Below are 13317 nucleotides of genomic sequence, written 5' to 3'. Positions count from 1 at the left end.
ATCTGCACACACGATGAATACGACCACCCTCACCGCGCAGGACGCCGCGCGCCCGAGCGCCGCGAAAATCCGGCGCATCATCTTCGCCGCGTCGATCGGCAACGCGCTCGAATGGTTCGACCTGATCGTCTACGGCTTCTTCGCGGTGACGATCGCCAAGCTGTTCTTCCCCGCCACGAGCGAAGCGACGTCGCTGATGCTGACGCTCGGCACGTTCGGGCTGTCCTACCTGATCCGGCCGATCGGCGGCTTCGTGCTCGGCGCGTATGCCGACCGCGCGGGCCGCAAGGCGTCGCTGCTATTGTCGATCGCGATGATGATGGTCGGCACGCTGCTGATCGCGCTGATGCCGACCTACGCATCGATCGGCATGCTCGCGCCGCTCGGGATCATGCTGTCGCGGCTGATGCAGGGCTTTTCCGCGGGCGGCGAATTCGCGAGTTCGACCGCATTTCTCGTCGAACACGCGCCGCAGCGGCGCGGTTTCATGTCGAGCTGGCAGTTCGCGAGCCAGGGCCTCGCGACGTTGCTCGCGTCGGGCTTCGGCGCGCTGCTGACGGCCACGCTGACCACCGCGCAACTCGAAAGCTGGGGCTGGCGCGTGCCGTTCCTGTTCGGGCTCGCGATCGGCCCGGTCGGGCTGTATATCCGCCGCTACGTCGACGAAGGCGTCGAGTTCAAGACGCAGGCGCGCTCCGAGGCGCCGGTTCGCGAGCTGTTCGCGGACCAGAAGGTGCGGCTGCTGCTGTCGATCGGCGCGCTCGTGATCTCGACCGCGGTCAACTACATGATCCTGTACATGCCGACCTACGCGATCAAGCAGCTCGGGCTGCCGGCATCGACGGGCTTCGCGGCGACGCTCGCGACCGGTTTCGTGCTGACGCTCGTCACGCCGGTCGTCGGCCATCTGTCCGACCGCACCGGGCGGATCCGCATGATGGCGGTCGCGGCCGTGCTGATGCTGCTGACCGTGTGGCCGACGTTCGCGTGGCTCACGCGCCACGCGTCGTTCGCGACGATGCTCGCCGCACTGATCTGGATCGGCGCGCTGAAGGCGATGTACTGCGGCGCGCTGCCGGCGCTGATGGCCGAACTGTTCCCGTCGCAAACACGCGCCACCGGGCTCGCGGTCAGCTACAACACCGGCGTCACGCTGTTCGGCGGCTTCGCGCCGTTCGTCATCACCTGGCTGATCAGCACGACCGGCAACCGACTGTCGCCGGCGCTCTATCTGATGGGATGCGCGCTGCTGAGCCTCGCCGCGTTGTTCGTCGCGCGCACGCGGCTGAAGATGCGCTGACGCGAGAAACGACGGCGCGGCGCGGCGCCGCCGCAACCGCCCGACTCGGCCCGTCGCGGCATCGCTGCCGCGCGGGCCGCGTGCCGTTTACGGCGCCGGGTTCGGCTGCCGTTCGTGCAATGCGTCGATCTCGGCGAGGATCTCGTCGGACAGCGCCACGTCGATGCTGCCGATGTTCTCCTTCAACTGCTCGAGCGACGTCGCGCCGACCAGGTTGCTGCGCACGAACGGGCGGCTGTTGACGAACGCGAGCGCCAGTTGCGCGGGCGACAGCCCGTGACGCCGCGCGAGCGCGACGTAACGCGACGTCGCCTCGACGGCCTGCGGCTTGCTGTAGCGCTGGAAACGCTCGAACAGCGTGATGCGCGCACCGGCCGGACGCGCGCCGTTCTCGTACTTGCCGGACAGCCAGCCGAACGCAAGCGGCGAATACGCGAGCAGGCCGACGCCGTCGCGATGCGTGAATTCCGACAGCCCGTTCTCGAACGTGCGGTTCAGCAGGCTGTACGGATTCTGGATGCTCGCGATGCGCGGCAGCCCGAGCTTTTCGGCCGCGCGCAGGAACTGCGCGACACCCCACGGCGTTTCGTTCGACACGCCGATCGCGCGCACCTTGCCGGCCTTCACGAATTCCGCGAGCACGCCGAGCGTTTCCTCGATCGGCACCGTGTATGTGTCGTCGACCCACGGATACGCGGGCCGGCCAAACGTGGTCGTGCTGCGATCGGGCCAGTGCAACTGGTAGAGATCGACATAGTCGGTCTGCAGGCGCTTGAGGCTGCCGTCGAGCGCTTCGGTCAGGTTCTTGCGGTCGAACTGGTTGCCCTCGCCGCGAATATGGCGCGGATTGTGCGGCTGCCGCGCCGGGCCCGCGATCTTCGTCGCGAGCACGATACGGTCGCGCTGCGCGCGATGCTGCGCGATCCAGGTGCCGATGTATTGCTCGGTGCGGCCCTGCGTGTCGGGCTTCGGCGGCACCGGATACATCTCCGCGGCGTCGATCAGCGTCACGCCCTGCCCGAGCGCGTAGTCGATCTGCTCGTGCGCGTCGCGCTCCGAATTCTGCTCGCCCCACGTCATCGTGCCGAGACCGATCAGGCTGACCTCGAGACCCGAATCGCCGAGTGTGCGGTATTCCATGCTGTTCCTGTCGCGTCGGTGGAAAGCAGGAAAGCTATCACATTGACGCAACTGCTTCAGGCAGGCGCGGCGCACGCTTACAGGCGGCCTCCAGCGCTGCCCCGCGCGTTCACGCGCCCGCCCGGATGCGGCCGCGCTCCGTCACTGCGGTCGCTGGATGAAGCAGGTCGCCGACGCATGCGCGACGATCTTGTCGTCCGGCGTCTTCAGCGTGCCCTCCGCGACGCCCAGCGAACGCGACAGGTGAATCACGCGTCCTTCCGCGATCAGGTCGACGTCGCGCGGCACGGGCCGCAGCATCTTCACGTGCAGATCGACGGTGCCGTAACCGACGCCCGCGTCGAGCATCGAATGTACCGCGCACCCGGTGACCGAATCGAGCACCGTCGCGGCGAACCCGCCGTGCACGCCGCCCAGCGGGTTCAGGTGCCGGCCGTCCGCCCGCGCCGAAAACTTCACGTAACCGAGCTCGACGTCGAGCGGGCGCATCGGAATCGTCTCGGAAATCGACGCAAGGGGCGCGTCTCCGGACGCGGCGGCACGCAGCAGATCGAGGCCAGACAGGGAAAGCGGGTTCATCGGGTTGTCTCCGGGTTGAAAGCGCGTCGCCGCGCGCGTAAGTTCTAAATTGGAACTCATTATTGTCAACGAGGCGGGCCGTTGTCAACGCGGCTGCGCCCGTTGCGACCGAAGGCGGGTTCTATAATCGAACCCGCTATTTCGCTGAACCGCCGCAAGACTGCCGCAACGGGCACGAGACTCGACAATGAAATGGGATGACATCGGCACGCTGAACTGTTCGGTCGCGCGCACGCTCGCCGTGCTCGGCGACCGCTGGACCATGCTGATCCTGCGCAACGCATTCCTCGGCTGCCGCCGCTTCGACGCGTTCCAGGCCCAGCTTGGCCTGACGCGCCACGTGCTGGCCGAACGGCTCGCGCGGCTCGTCGACGAAGGCGTGCTCGTCAAGCGCGCGTATCAGGAACGCCCGCCGCGCTTCGAATACCGGCTGACGGAAAAGGGCCTCGACCTCTACCCGGCCCTGCTCGCGCTGATGGTGTGGGGCGATCGCTGGAAGGACGACGGCCAGGGGCCGCCGGTGCAATTACGCCACCGGGCCTGCGGGCAACTGATGCACGCGGTCACCGTATGCTCGGCGTGCGGCGAACCGCTCGACGCACGCGACGTGCAGCCCGAGCCGGGGCCCGGATGGATCGCGTCCGACGGGACCGAGGCGTCCGCATCCACGGATTGACGATACGTCGCGCACGGATGTCGTTCCGACGCGCCTGCTAGACATACGCTTGGGCCACAGGCCGCATCGAGTCGCAGTCCGCCCGCCGGCGCACGCATCGTTCGCACGCCGGTGCGCCGCAACGGCAAACGCAATCGCCTGCCATCGCCGGCACTATCGCTGTGCGTTGATCGCCCGCTCGCCCGCACCGGCTGCATAACGCAACTTTGCGTCACCCTGTCCACCACTGCCGATCACTGCGCACGCCCTCGTTTCGCATCCGCGCGTGACCGGGCCGGCATGCGTGCGTTACACTCACGGCCCGCTGTCTCGAAATTATTCGCTGTCCAAGATGTTGTCGCGCAATCGCCTCGCCGCCGCCTGTCTCGCCGCTTCCCTGCTCGCCACACCCTTCGCCGCCTTCGGCAAGACGCAAAGCGAATCGCTGCTCCAGCAAGCGATCGACCTCGTGTCGCGATGGCTGCCGGCCCCCACTCACGAAGCCCCCGCGACCCAGGTCGTCGAATCGGCATTCTCGCCCGACGGCGGCGCCGAGGCGCTCGTGCTGAAAGCGATTGGGGCGGCGCGCACCTCGATCCGGGTCGCCGCGTACTCGTTCACGTCGCCGCCCGTCGCGCGCGCGCTGCTTGCCGCCAAGCGCCGCGGCGTCAACGTCGCGGTGGTCGTCGACGACAAGGGCAATCGCGCGAAGAGCAGCAAGCAGGCATTGAACCTGCTCGTCAACGCCGGCATCCCGACGCGCACGATCGATGCCTATGCGATCCATCACGACAAGTACCTCGTGATCGACGCCGAGCACGTCGAAACGGGTTCGTTCAACTACAGTGCGTCGGCGGCCAGCCGCAATTCCGAGAACGTCGTCGTGGTCTGGAACAACCCGCAACTCGCGTCACGCTACCTCACGCACTGGCAAAGCCGCTTCGACCAGGGCACGCCGTATCGCTCCAGCTACTGACGCCGACACACGCTTTCTCGTGGCGCTCGCCCCTCGCATTTCTGCCGCCGCGTTGCAGATGATCGGCGAGCATGGCGCGATGTTCAATTCGGCCGAATGGCCAGCACGCGGCGTCGCGAAGCGCCCTTCACGCGCGACGCGCCGCGTTCAATGGATTTCCGGCGCCCGCCCGGTCGCGACGCGCGCAGGCGCGCTCGCGACACAACGGCTCGCGTGCCCGTCCGCGCCGCTGGCCGAATTCGCCGACAGCCCGTGGTCGCCCATCGGCAGCACGCTGCGCACGCACGCGGTGCTGAACATCAGCGTGTTCTGAACCAGCGGGTAAAGGAGATACAGCGCAAACGCGAGATAGCCCGCGTACAGAATTCGAACCATGGTGCGATCGGATGAGATGAACGATTGGACTCGTCGTGTTTACGGCAGGGCGACGCGCGCCCTTGAGGCATCGCGGGTCCGATTCCGCATCGGGACGGAACGCGGGCCGATGCCCCTCGCTTCTCGCCGCATCTTCACCGACACTCGCGAACCCGATCGCCGCCGCGGCGGGAGTTGCAGCGTGGCGATGCATCGAACCGTGCGCAATACTGTTCGACGAACCATGACCGACCTGACAGTCGGGACACGAGACAAGACTCACGCAAATCGCACCGAAACCGGCCGACGTGGCGGCCCGGTCGGACACGTTGCCTATGATCCCGCCCGCCATCGCACCGTCGCCGACCTGCTTGGCTCGGCCGATCGGCGGATGGACTAACACAAGCAGCGCGGCCGGACGGCCCGCGCATGACCGCCGACGAGCCAGGCCGGCGCGGCGCGATCAAGCCGCCGCGCTGCCCGTCGCCGCCGTCGCCGCGCTCGTGCGACGGTGTCGATTCAACTGCCGCAGGGCGGCGCGCTGGCCATGGCGTCCGCGATCTGCTCGGGTGTCAGATCGCGCTGATGCGTCGCCAGCGACCAGCGATGCCCGAACGGATCCTCGACCTGCCCGTAACGATCGCCCCAGAACATGTCGGCCGCCGGAATCGTGACCGTCGCACCGGCCGCGACCGCCCTCTCGATCGCCGCATCGGTGTCCGGCACGTACAGATGCAGGCAGACGGGCGTGCCTTTCAGCGCCTTCGGCCCCAGCGCGCCGTGTTCGGGCATTTCATCGACCAGCATCAGCGTCGAATCGCCAATCGCCAGGCACGCATGCGCGAGCCGGCCGTCGGGCATCGCGAGGCGAAACTGTTCGGTCGCATTGAACGCGCGCTTGTAGAAGTCGATGGCGGCGGTAGCGCCCGCACAAATCAGGTGCGGGGTCAGCGTGCGCATCCCTTCCGGGATCGGCTTGACGGATGTGGCCATGGTGTCGCTCCTTCAGTCGGTTGTCGTATCGAAAATCGGGACGGACGCGCGATGCGCACGCCTCCGATGCTACGACGGACGACTCCCGCGGAAATCGACACGGCGCCCGGGATTTTTCTGTTTGCTCGAGTGACGGGGCGCGCAGGAAGCCGCATCGGGCGTTACCGGCCCGTTCGGTCGGCCGGTTGGTCCGGCAAGCCGAACTGCCGGCGGCAAGCCTCCAGCAACGCGGCCACCGCGTCGAGCGGAAGATCGGCAAACCGGGCAATCGGCAGCATCACGCCGCCCGGCACCTTCGTACGGGAAGAATGTACGGAGAACTGGTAGCCGATGTAACGATTACCGGCGACGCTGACGATCCGGAATTCAGCGACGTCCCGCCACGGCGTGACGGGTTTTTCGCGGGCGGAACCGATCAGCCGGAAGCCCGTCTCGTCGACCTGCAGCGCCAGCTTGCGCCGCGACGAGACGAACAACGCGGCACTGGCGAGCCCCAGCAACGCGGCCAGCGCCGCTAGCGGCCAGAGCGTCGGGGCGGCCACGTAACCGCACAGGCTCGCCGCGGCCAGCCCCGCACACACGACCGCCCTGCTTTTCAGGCTTCGGCTGTCGACCGCGAGCGTCACCGGCAACGCCCCGGTGACCGTTCCCGCAACGGGATCGACGTGCCAGCCGGAATCCGTCGTTTCGCGTTCGTCGTTCATTGCTCGCCGGCTCGTGTCGACGGCCGCCCGTCCATCGACGCGGGCGACATGTCGGGATTCCGATTCCGTTTGCACGCATCACGCGCCATCGCGCCGACGCCGGTCAATTGCATACGTTGACGGTACCGTTGGTCGTGCATTGACCGACGGCCGCGTGACTCTGCCCGGCCAGACGAGGCGCGCCCCCGATGCCGCGAATCGGCGCGGCCGGCGGCGACGATGCGGGAACGGTCGTCGACGCGGTTTCGGGCGACGGGTGCACGGGCGTCGGCCCGGACGCGGTCTGGCAGGCGGCAAGCGCCAGACAAAGCGCGAATGCCAGCGGAAAAATGGCGAATCTGGACATGGTCGTGGGCGCGTTCGCGCGATTCGGTTGGGGAAACGGCTCGCGGTCAGATCTGCGGCAGATCGCGCAACGTGCGCGACTCGCTCGTTGCATCGATGTCGAGCTCGATGCCTTCCGACGCATCGCGATACAGCACGCGTTTCAGCCTGGGCCCGATTGCGGTGGTGTCCGAGGCCGAGAAGATCGCGCGGACATCGTTACCGGACGCAAGCGCGCGCGCCACGTCCGCCACCGGGGCCTCGCGGGGCGTCGCCGCCCACGAGCGATCGGCCGGGTTCACGGCCGCCCAGCGCACGTGCGTCACGCGCGCGCTGAGCGGATCGATTCGGACACCATTCACCGCGAACGTCGACATCGGCATCTCCCTTGAATTTTTGCGGCCGGCCGCATGCATGCGGCGCGCTGCGAACAGCCCGGATCCCGCGGGCGCGGCGCACACGGCCCGCGATCGGGTGCGCGGCTCCGGCCAACGCGATTTTCGATGATACATTGGGACGCTTTGCAACCGTCAACAGACAATCGTGTACGGGAGAAACACATGAGCGACGCCTGGGGAACCTTCCCTGCCAGAATGGGCGACCATCAGGCTTTCATCAGCTTCAATCACGGCTTTGCGGAAATCGCCGAAGGCGATCCGCGCACGTCGCTGCTCAGCGTGCGCGTCCCCTTTGCACATCCGTCGCCCGAAGGTCTGCCGACCGGCGACGAATTCGCCGATCTCGCGAAGATCGAGGATCTGCTCGACGCCGCGATCGTCGCGAAAGGCGGCGTGCAGGTCGGCCGCATCACCGTCGACGGCAACCGGGATTTTCTTTTCTACGTGCCGTTCGACGAAGAGGCGGCCGCGGAGATCGTCGAATCGCTGGCCGACCAGACGACCTATGCGCTTCAGTATGCCCATCAGGACGACCCCGACAAGACGACATACTGGCAGACGCTCTACCCGACCGACGACGACTGGCAGATCATGCGCGACATGCGCACGCTGGACGCGCTGCGGCAGCAAGGCGACGCGCCGGACGTGAGCCGGCGCGTGATGCACTGGGCGTACTTCCCCGACCCGAGCGACGCGCACCAGTTCGCGGACTGGGCCGAAGCGAAAGGCTATCCGGTCGAATCGGTCGCGCCGACCGAGGACGGCAAGTCGGCGGTGCGGTTTTCGCACGAAGGCACGATGGCGCTCGCCGACGTCACGCGCCACACGGTCGCGCTCAATCGCGAGGTGCGCGCGCTCGGCGGCAACTATGACGGATGGGAAACCAGCGTCGAACAGGCGGGCTGAGCGGAGCGCGATGCCCGTGACGCGCGATGTGACGTGACGCAAAAAACATCCCGGCAGCGCTGTGACGCGCCGCCGGGACAAGGCATCGCCGGCAAGGACCGGCGATGGGCCTGAGGGTTCGCTCAGGCACGAGGAAAGCAATTCGTCCGGATCGGGCGAACGGATGTCGGGGGCGAACGTGTGCCGTCGCGCAGCCCGCCGAACGCCTGTCCGATTCCGCCGACGCAATCTTCCGGCGTCGGGGGGCAAAAAGCCCCCGCTCCTGCACGAGCGAGCGGGGAAACGGTTGACCGGGCCGGGGAAGAACGGTCAACCGGTCAAATTGTGATCGCGGGCTGCGCGACGGTCTGTGCGGCAACTCACCCTTTAGTGACAACGCGACGGCAACCGGCATGCGCGCGTGCCGGCGAATACCATCGTGATTCAAGCGCGAGGAACCGGCCGACCGCGTTCGGTTTTTCATTCCAGCCTTTTATTTCTTTTTAATTCAAATCTCGTTTTCAGACCCGCGGCAGTTTCCGGTAAGTCGCAGATATTGTCAAAGCAGGATTATTCTATTTTTTTGCGCAATGCGATTTCCATCTCATTTTTATGTGCGGAATTTCTTGCGCGCAATGATCTACGTCACGAAAACACGCGTTCGTCGCTACAACGCACCACTGGAAAACCAGTCGACCGTCCTATCGATCCAGTCGAGATTGCCGGCGATTTCAATAGCGACGCCGCCGACGATTTCGGCTGTCGACAGATCTGCCGCCACCACGCCGGTTGCCACCGCGCGCGCCTTCGCAATCTCGGCCGAGGCAACGGACCTCGGATCGGCCAGCCGCGCCAGCCAGTCGACGATATTGGCGCGCGCGTCCGCCTCATCGGCGAAATCGTTCCGCTCGAGAAAACGATCGAACACGATCCACCCGAGCGTCTTGCTGCGTACCTCGGACTCGAGTTGCCTGTCGACAACGGCGGTACGGCCGGACTCCGTGATTTCGAGCGTTGCCGTGAAGCGGTAATCGAGATGGTCGATCTCGAGTTTCGACGACTTGGCCTCTCCGTTCAATGTGCCCTCTCAGTTTTCGTGATGCCCGGTGCGTGACGCATGCTTCGCCACACAGTATGAATCTTGCGAGAATTTCGCGCAGCGCTTCATTCTCGCTGGCCGTATCGCGATATTGTTGCGGCCCGTCGATATGGGCCGTCAACGGATGGCCGCCCCCATTCCTTTTGCAGATTGAGCCGCAAGTCGCTCTGTTTTCCTATTTTTGGTCTCGACCTGCTGCGCAGCCGTCCGCGCTGCTAAACTCGGATCACAAAGACCGCTTGCGCTACCAGAGGAAATAATGACGCTCGCTCACGCACGACAAAGCGGCGTAGATGTCTGGATCGTCCAGCTTCCCGGGCACGTTCCCTATGCCTACACGCACCTCAAGCGGGTATTCTCGTCCGACGACTCTCGCCATCGGGTCGTGACGATCGACCTGAGTAAACTGCTCGCCTGCGCCGACCGGGACACCACCGACTATGTGTTGCCGTCGGTCCAGTACTGGGCCCCTGGAAAAGCCGCGGGCATTCGCGAATTTCTCGATCCGGGCCAGGACCGGATTCCGGACATGCCGTTCATCACGTTTCGCGAGACGAGAACGCGAACGTTGCTCGGCATTCCCGGCCTGTCGAAAATCGGCGTCGCATCGTTCCGTAACGGCCAGCATCGCGCGCGCTATCTCGCCTATGCCGGCGCGACGATCTTGCCCGTCGAAATTCACGAGACCGAAGCCGATTTGCTTGTGCGGTATTGCGGCGAGTGAGGGCAAAGCCCGTTCGGCTTTCACCCGGCGCTTCCCTAGCAGCCAGGCGCAATTGCACTCGCTTGCCGCCGCTCGCATCGATGCCGGCCGGCGTTCAAGCGTGGATTGCGTAAATCCGGTCGGTGACTTGCGTCTGGCCGATGCGACACGTTTCGACACCGGCCAATTGCCAGCCGTTGTGTTCGTAGAACCCGATCGCACGCACGTTGCCCTCGAGTACCTGCAGATGGACCTTGTCCACGCCGATCGAGCGAGCCCATGCGCGAACGGCTTCGATCATGCGCTTGCCCGTGCCGCCGCCGTGATGCGAAGGATGAACGTGCAGGCAGTCGAGCAGCACACCCAGCGCCGGATCGACGGGGCGCTCGGCGCTGACGAAGCCGACGGGCTCGCCGTTCGACTCGGCGATCAGCACGAGACCCCACTCACTCTCGTTGCGATCGAAATAGTTGCGCCACCGGATCGCATGCTCCGTCGGCACCTCGTCGGACAGATAGCTGGCCGGAAGGATGTGGCTATAGGCGGTTTGCCAGCTCAGCGTGTGCAGGCGAGCAATGTGGCTCGCGTCGGGCCGCGTCGCGGCGCGCAGTGTGACCGTGTCCGGCATCGATAGCCACTCCTCGTGTAGGTTCTCTTGATCGGCCTGTGTCGTCGCAAAATATACCGCGCTTTGCGGGATGCATTTCGCAGGGCTTGTCGGCGATCGTCGGCGAGCGCCCAAAAAAAATCCCGACACCTTCTCCGGTCGTCGGGATCGAACGGCCCTGCAAAGCATGAGGGCACGAGGAAGGTCCTACATTACACGCATGTAAGACTGTTGCGCTTTGTCGGTTTGCGCCAAGCCCTTGTTCGATTCCGCCAATCAGCCGGTTACGAGCGGCCGTAAACGAAAAAAGCCCGCTCGCGTTTAGCGCGAGCAGGCAAGAAAACGGATCAGCATTCGAGGCACGAGGGCTGTCCAGAGAAGATAACGGCACGGCGCGCGGGAACCTTAGGCGGGAAAGGAAACGGCGCGAGCATGGTACGAACGTTGTCAGCGCAACGACAAGGAAACGCGATACGAAGCAGGCCCGGGGGCCTCGTCGCCATCTCCGTCATCCACATCGGCGATGCGGGACAAGCGGCCATCCGTCGATACCACGAACGATCGCGCGCCCGATTCCGATACCTGCCCGCGTCGTCTCATTCGAGGTCTCATATTCGGTAGCGAAGTCATATCGCCGGGACGACTCGATTTATGCAACCGCTCTTTTGACGCGCGCGAGGCCGAAATGGCGCCGTGGTTGATTCGCTGAATACGGGAATGCCACTTCGTTAAAGAAGCCGGGACCAAGACACGCATTAGCTGTGTCCGAACGCCAGAAAGCAAAAAGCCCGGTTCAATGAACCGGGCTTTTTGCTTGAATTTGTTGGGGTGGCTGATGGGACTCGAACCCACGACGACAGGAATCACAATCCTGGACTCTACCAACTGAGCTACAGCCACCACTGATACTGCTTGCTTCGTTTCGCTGTTTTGTTTCAGCAGCGAAGAACAAGATTATACGAACACTTTTGAATCTTGCAAAGCCTTTTTTTCAAAAAATTCTTCGGCTTCGTTCAGATGCGCGCGTGCCTCGTCGAACACGGCCAGATCGCCGCGTGCGAGCTTCTTGTTGTCGGACAGCACGCGACGCCAGCCACGCGCGCCCGGCATGCCGCGATACAACCCGAGTGCGTGCCGCACGATCGCGCCGAGGTAGGTGCCGCGCTTCAGCTCGGCCGCGCAATACGCGATCAGTTGCGCTTCGGCCGCTTCGCGCGTCGGCACCGCCGCGCTCGATCCGTAGAAGCGCGCATCGACCTCCGCCAGCACGTACGGGTTGTGATACGCCTCGCGGCCGAGCATCACGCCGTCGACATGCTCCAGATGCTGCGCGACTTCATCGAGCGTCGTGATGCCACCATTGATCACGATCTCCAGCGACGGAAAATCGCGCTTCAACCGATACGCATAGTCGTACTTGAGCGGCGGGATCTCGCGATTCTCCTTCGGCGACAGCCCCTTCAGGATCGCGTTGCGGGCATGCACGACGAACGTTTCGCAACCGGCCTCGGCCACCGTGCCGACGAAGTCGCGCACGAACGCGTAGTCCTCGACCGCATCGACGCCGATCCGGTGCTTGACCGTGACCGGCACCGACACCGCATCGCGCATCGCCTTCACGCAGTCGGCGACGAGCTGCGGCTCGTTCATCAGGCATGCACCGAACGCGCCGCGTTGCACGCGCTCGGATGGGCAACCGCAATTCAAGTTGATTTCGTCGTAGCCCCACTGCTCGCCGAGCTTCGCCGCGCGCGCGAGGTCGTCCCGCTCGCTGCCGCCGAGTTGCAGCGCGACCGGCGATTCGCTCGGCGTGAACGCAAGATGCCGCTGGGCATCGCCGAACAGCAGCGCGCCCGTCGTGATCATCTCCGTATACAGCCACGTATTGCGCGTCAGCGTGCGGTGGAACGACCGGCAATGGCGGTCGGTCCAGTCGAGCATTGGCGCGACCGATACACGGCGGGGAGGAAGCGAGGACGAAACGGACATGGAATTCGGGTACAGGCCAGGCGGCGCGGAAACAACCGGGTATTTTACCGCAATCCCGGCCATGCCCGCCCGACACGCGCGCTACCGGTCGCCCAGCTCCGCATCGACCGCCCGGCGCGCCTCGTCGAACACGCGCTCGATCACGTGCCGCTCGGTCAACAGCATCCCGTCGACCTTGACCAGCCGCCAGTCGATCCGCACGGTATCGCCTCGCAGCACGCGGTAATGCGCATGCTCGCCGTCCCAGACCTGCTCGGTCTTCACCTCGATCTCGAAGCCGCGGTACGGCTCGCTGAAATCGCCGAGGTCGCTGCCTCTCGGTTCCATCGCGCGCTCAATCGTATTCGTCTGACAAAAATGACCGGCCATCGGCCGTCAGGTCGACCCGGTCGGCCGTCGCCTGATAGATCAGCCCGTCGTTCAGCAATGCGTAGATAACGTCATTGAACGCGGCGGGAACCGGCCGGCTGTCGCCGAACTGGTCGATCCATTTCAGCGCCTCGATGGCTTCGGGGGAAAGGATGGGGGTCATGCGTTCGCCTCCGGCATCGGTGTCGTTCCATCCTAGCACTTCGTCCGGCAGTCGAATACCGAGGCAAACGCGCTCCACG

Annotated in this window: 17 protein-coding genes and 1 tRNA gene; 5 read left to right on the top strand and 13 right to left on the bottom strand. The window is 65.1% G+C overall.

The genetic code is table 11. From position 1 onward, the window contains the following. Nucleotides 1–13 precede the first annotated feature (13 nt). Nucleotides 14–1300 carry an MFS transporter gene (locus KR541_RS07985; protein ID WP_089488411.1) on the top strand — a complete coding sequence of 429 codons (1287 nt, stop codon included), beginning with the start codon at nt 14–16 and terminating at the stop codon, nt 1298–1300. 87 nt (nt 1301–1387) lie between these two features. Here the strand turns inward: KR541_RS07985 and KR541_RS07980 are convergent, their stop codons facing one another. Then, a complete protein-coding gene (locus KR541_RS07980) occupies nt 1388–2440 on the bottom strand; it encodes an NADP(H)-dependent aldo-keto reductase (protein ID WP_050012569.1) in 1053 nt (350 codons plus the stop codon). Nucleotides 2441–2581: 141 nt separating this feature from the next. Beyond that, nucleotides 2582–3019 carry a PaaI family thioesterase gene (locus KR541_RS07975; RefSeq protein ID WP_050012568.1) on the bottom strand — a complete coding sequence of 146 codons (438 nt, stop codon included), beginning with the start codon at nt 3017–3019 and terminating at the stop codon, nt 2582–2584. 187 nt (nt 3020–3206) lie between these two features. Here KR541_RS07975 and KR541_RS07970 point away from each other — a divergent pair, with 187 nt between their 5' ends. Continuing rightward, on the top strand, nt 3207–3695 hold the full coding sequence (locus KR541_RS07970) for a winged helix-turn-helix transcriptional regulator (RefSeq protein ID WP_050012567.1): 489 nt from the start codon (nt 3207–3209) through the stop codon (nt 3693–3695). Between the two features lie 331 nt (nt 3696–4026). Continuing rightward, entirely contained in the window at nt 4027–4650 is a 624-nt protein-coding gene (locus tag KR541_RS07965) for a phospholipase D family nuclease (RefSeq protein ID WP_050012566.1), read from the top strand. 147 nt (nt 4651–4797) lie between these two features. On the opposite strand, the gene KR541_RS07960 is transcribed toward KR541_RS07965, so the two are convergent. The 5 genes from KR541_RS07960 to KR541_RS07945 all read right to left on the bottom strand — a co-directional run bounded on the left by KR541_RS07960 (nt 4798) and on the right by KR541_RS07945 (nt 7402). Continuing rightward, complete coding sequence (locus tag KR541_RS07960) at nt 4798–5025, bottom strand: hypothetical protein (RefSeq protein ID WP_080334187.1); 228 nt, start codon at nt 5023–5025, stop codon at nt 4798–4800. Nucleotides 5026–5523: 498 nt separating this feature from the next. After that, the gene (locus tag KR541_RS07955) at nt 5524–5997 is read right to left on the bottom strand and encodes a VOC family protein (protein ID WP_089488409.1); all 474 of its coding nucleotides are present in this window, start codon (nt 5995–5997) and stop codon (nt 5524–5526) included. Between the two features lie 161 nt (nt 5998–6158). Next, on the bottom strand, nt 6159–6701 hold the full coding sequence (locus tag KR541_RS07950; RefSeq protein WP_050012564.1) for a hypothetical protein: 543 nt from the start codon (nt 6699–6701) through the stop codon (nt 6159–6161). Between the two features lie 103 nt (nt 6702–6804). Continuing rightward, the gene (locus KR541_RS37010; RefSeq protein WP_050012563.1) at nt 6805–7047 is read right to left on the bottom strand and encodes a hypothetical protein; all 243 of its coding nucleotides are present in this window, start codon (nt 7045–7047) and stop codon (nt 6805–6807) included. A 46-nt stretch (nt 7048–7093) separates the two neighbouring features. Next, nucleotides 7094–7402 carry a hypothetical protein gene (locus KR541_RS07945; protein WP_011545327.1) on the bottom strand — a complete coding sequence of 103 codons (309 nt, stop codon included), beginning with the start codon at nt 7400–7402 and terminating at the stop codon, nt 7094–7096. Between the two features lie 183 nt (nt 7403–7585). On the opposite strand from KR541_RS07945, the gene KR541_RS07940 reads away from it, so the two are divergent. Next, entirely contained in the window at nt 7586–8329 is a 744-nt protein-coding gene (locus tag KR541_RS07940) for a DUF695 domain-containing protein (protein ID WP_216089483.1), read from the top strand. Between the two features lie 646 nt (nt 8330–8975). Here KR541_RS07940 and KR541_RS07935 read toward each other — a convergent pair. Next, nucleotides 8976–9386: a hypothetical protein gene (locus KR541_RS07935; protein WP_050012561.1), complete on the bottom strand. Its 411-nt coding sequence runs from the start codon at nt 9384–9386 to the stop codon at nt 8976–8978. A 280-nt stretch (nt 9387–9666) separates the two neighbouring features. On the opposite strand from KR541_RS07935, the gene KR541_RS07930 reads away from it, so the two are divergent. Next, the gene (locus KR541_RS07930; protein WP_050012560.1) at nt 9667–10131 is read left to right on the top strand and encodes a plasmid fertility inhibition factor family protein; all 465 of its coding nucleotides are present in this window, start codon (nt 9667–9669) and stop codon (nt 10129–10131) included. A gap of 94 nt (nt 10132–10225) precedes the next feature. On the opposite strand, the gene KR541_RS07925 is transcribed toward KR541_RS07930, so the two are convergent. The 5 genes from KR541_RS07925 to KR541_RS07905 form a co-directional block, all read right to left on the bottom strand. Next, complete coding sequence (locus KR541_RS07925; RefSeq protein WP_050012559.1) at nt 10226–10738, bottom strand: GNAT family N-acetyltransferase; 513 nt, start codon at nt 10736–10738, stop codon at nt 10226–10228. Between the two features lie 803 nt (nt 10739–11541). Continuing rightward, nucleotides 11542–11617: transfer RNA gene (locus KR541_RS07920), tRNA-His, on the bottom strand. Between the two features lie 54 nt (nt 11618–11671). Beyond that, complete coding sequence (gene dusA, locus KR541_RS07915; RefSeq protein ID WP_239468935.1) at nt 11672–12658, bottom strand: tRNA dihydrouridine(20/20a) synthase DusA; 987 nt, start codon at nt 12656–12658, stop codon at nt 11672–11674. A 129-nt stretch (nt 12659–12787) separates the two neighbouring features. After that, complete coding sequence (locus KR541_RS07910; protein WP_050012557.1) at nt 12788–13033, bottom strand: hypothetical protein; 246 nt, start codon at nt 13031–13033, stop codon at nt 12788–12790. 7 nt (nt 13034–13040) lie between these two features. Next, the gene (locus KR541_RS07905; RefSeq protein WP_050012556.1) at nt 13041–13238 is read right to left on the bottom strand and encodes a hypothetical protein; all 198 of its coding nucleotides are present in this window, start codon (nt 13236–13238) and stop codon (nt 13041–13043) included. Between the last annotated feature and the right edge of the window lie 79 nt (nt 13239–13317).

Origin of the sequence: Burkholderia sola, assembly GCF_905400185.1 — a bacterium.
GTDB classification, from domain to species: Bacteria; Pseudomonadota; Gammaproteobacteria; order Burkholderiales; family Burkholderiaceae; genus Burkholderia; species Burkholderia sola.
Note: the sequence above shows the minus strand (reverse complement) of the source record. Positions and strands in the feature narration are given on the sequence as shown.

Excerpts from the sequence above, each read along its gene's own strand:
- KR541_RS07985 (WP_089488411.1), top strand. The coding sequence starts at position 14 with ATGAATACGACCACCCTCACCGCGCAGGACGCCGCGCGCCCGAGCGCC.
- KR541_RS07980 (WP_050012569.1), bottom strand. The coding sequence starts at position 2,440 with ATGGAATACCGCACACTCGGCGATTCGGGTCTCGAGGTCAGCCTGATC.
- KR541_RS07975 (WP_050012568.1), bottom strand. The coding sequence starts at position 3,019 with ATGAACCCGCTTTCCCTGTCTGGCCTCGATCTGCTGCGTGCCGCCGCG.
- KR541_RS07970 (WP_050012567.1), top strand. The coding sequence starts at position 3,207 with ATGAAATGGGATGACATCGGCACGCTGAACTGTTCGGTCGCGCGCACG.
- KR541_RS07965 (WP_050012566.1), top strand. The coding sequence starts at position 4,027 with ATGTTGTCGCGCAATCGCCTCGCCGCCGCCTGTCTCGCCGCTTCCCTG.
- KR541_RS07960 (WP_080334187.1), bottom strand. The coding sequence starts at position 5,025 with ATGGTTCGAATTCTGTACGCGGGCTATCTCGCGTTTGCGCTGTATCTC.
- KR541_RS07955 (WP_089488409.1), bottom strand. The coding sequence starts at position 5,997 with ATGGCCACATCCGTCAAGCCGATCCCGGAAGGGATGCGCACGCTGACC.
- KR541_RS07950 (WP_050012564.1), bottom strand. The coding sequence starts at position 6,701 with ATGAACGACGAACGCGAAACGACGGATTCCGGCTGGCACGTCGATCCC.
- KR541_RS37010 (WP_050012563.1), bottom strand. The coding sequence starts at position 7,047 with ATGTCCAGATTCGCCATTTTTCCGCTGGCATTCGCGCTTTGTCTGGCG.
- KR541_RS07945 (WP_011545327.1), bottom strand. The coding sequence starts at position 7,402 with ATGTCGACGTTCGCGGTGAATGGTGTCCGAATCGATCCGCTCAGCGCG.
- KR541_RS07940 (WP_216089483.1), top strand. The coding sequence starts at position 7,586 with ATGAGCGACGCCTGGGGAACCTTCCCTGCCAGAATGGGCGACCATCAG.
- KR541_RS07930 (WP_050012560.1), top strand. The coding sequence starts at position 9,667 with ATGACGCTCGCTCACGCACGACAAAGCGGCGTAGATGTCTGGATCGTC.
- KR541_RS07925 (WP_050012559.1), bottom strand. The coding sequence starts at position 10,738 with ATGCCGGACACGGTCACACTGCGCGCCGCGACGCGGCCCGACGCGAGC.
- dusA (WP_239468935.1), bottom strand. The coding sequence starts at position 12,658 with ATGCTCGACTGGACCGACCGCCATTGCCGGTCGTTCCACCGCACGCTG.
- KR541_RS07910 (WP_050012557.1), bottom strand. The coding sequence starts at position 13,033 with ATGGAACCGAGAGGCAGCGACCTCGGCGATTTCAGCGAGCCGTACCGC.
- KR541_RS07905 (WP_050012556.1), bottom strand. The coding sequence starts at position 13,238 with ATGACCCCCATCCTTTCCCCCGAAGCCATCGAGGCGCTGAAATGGATC.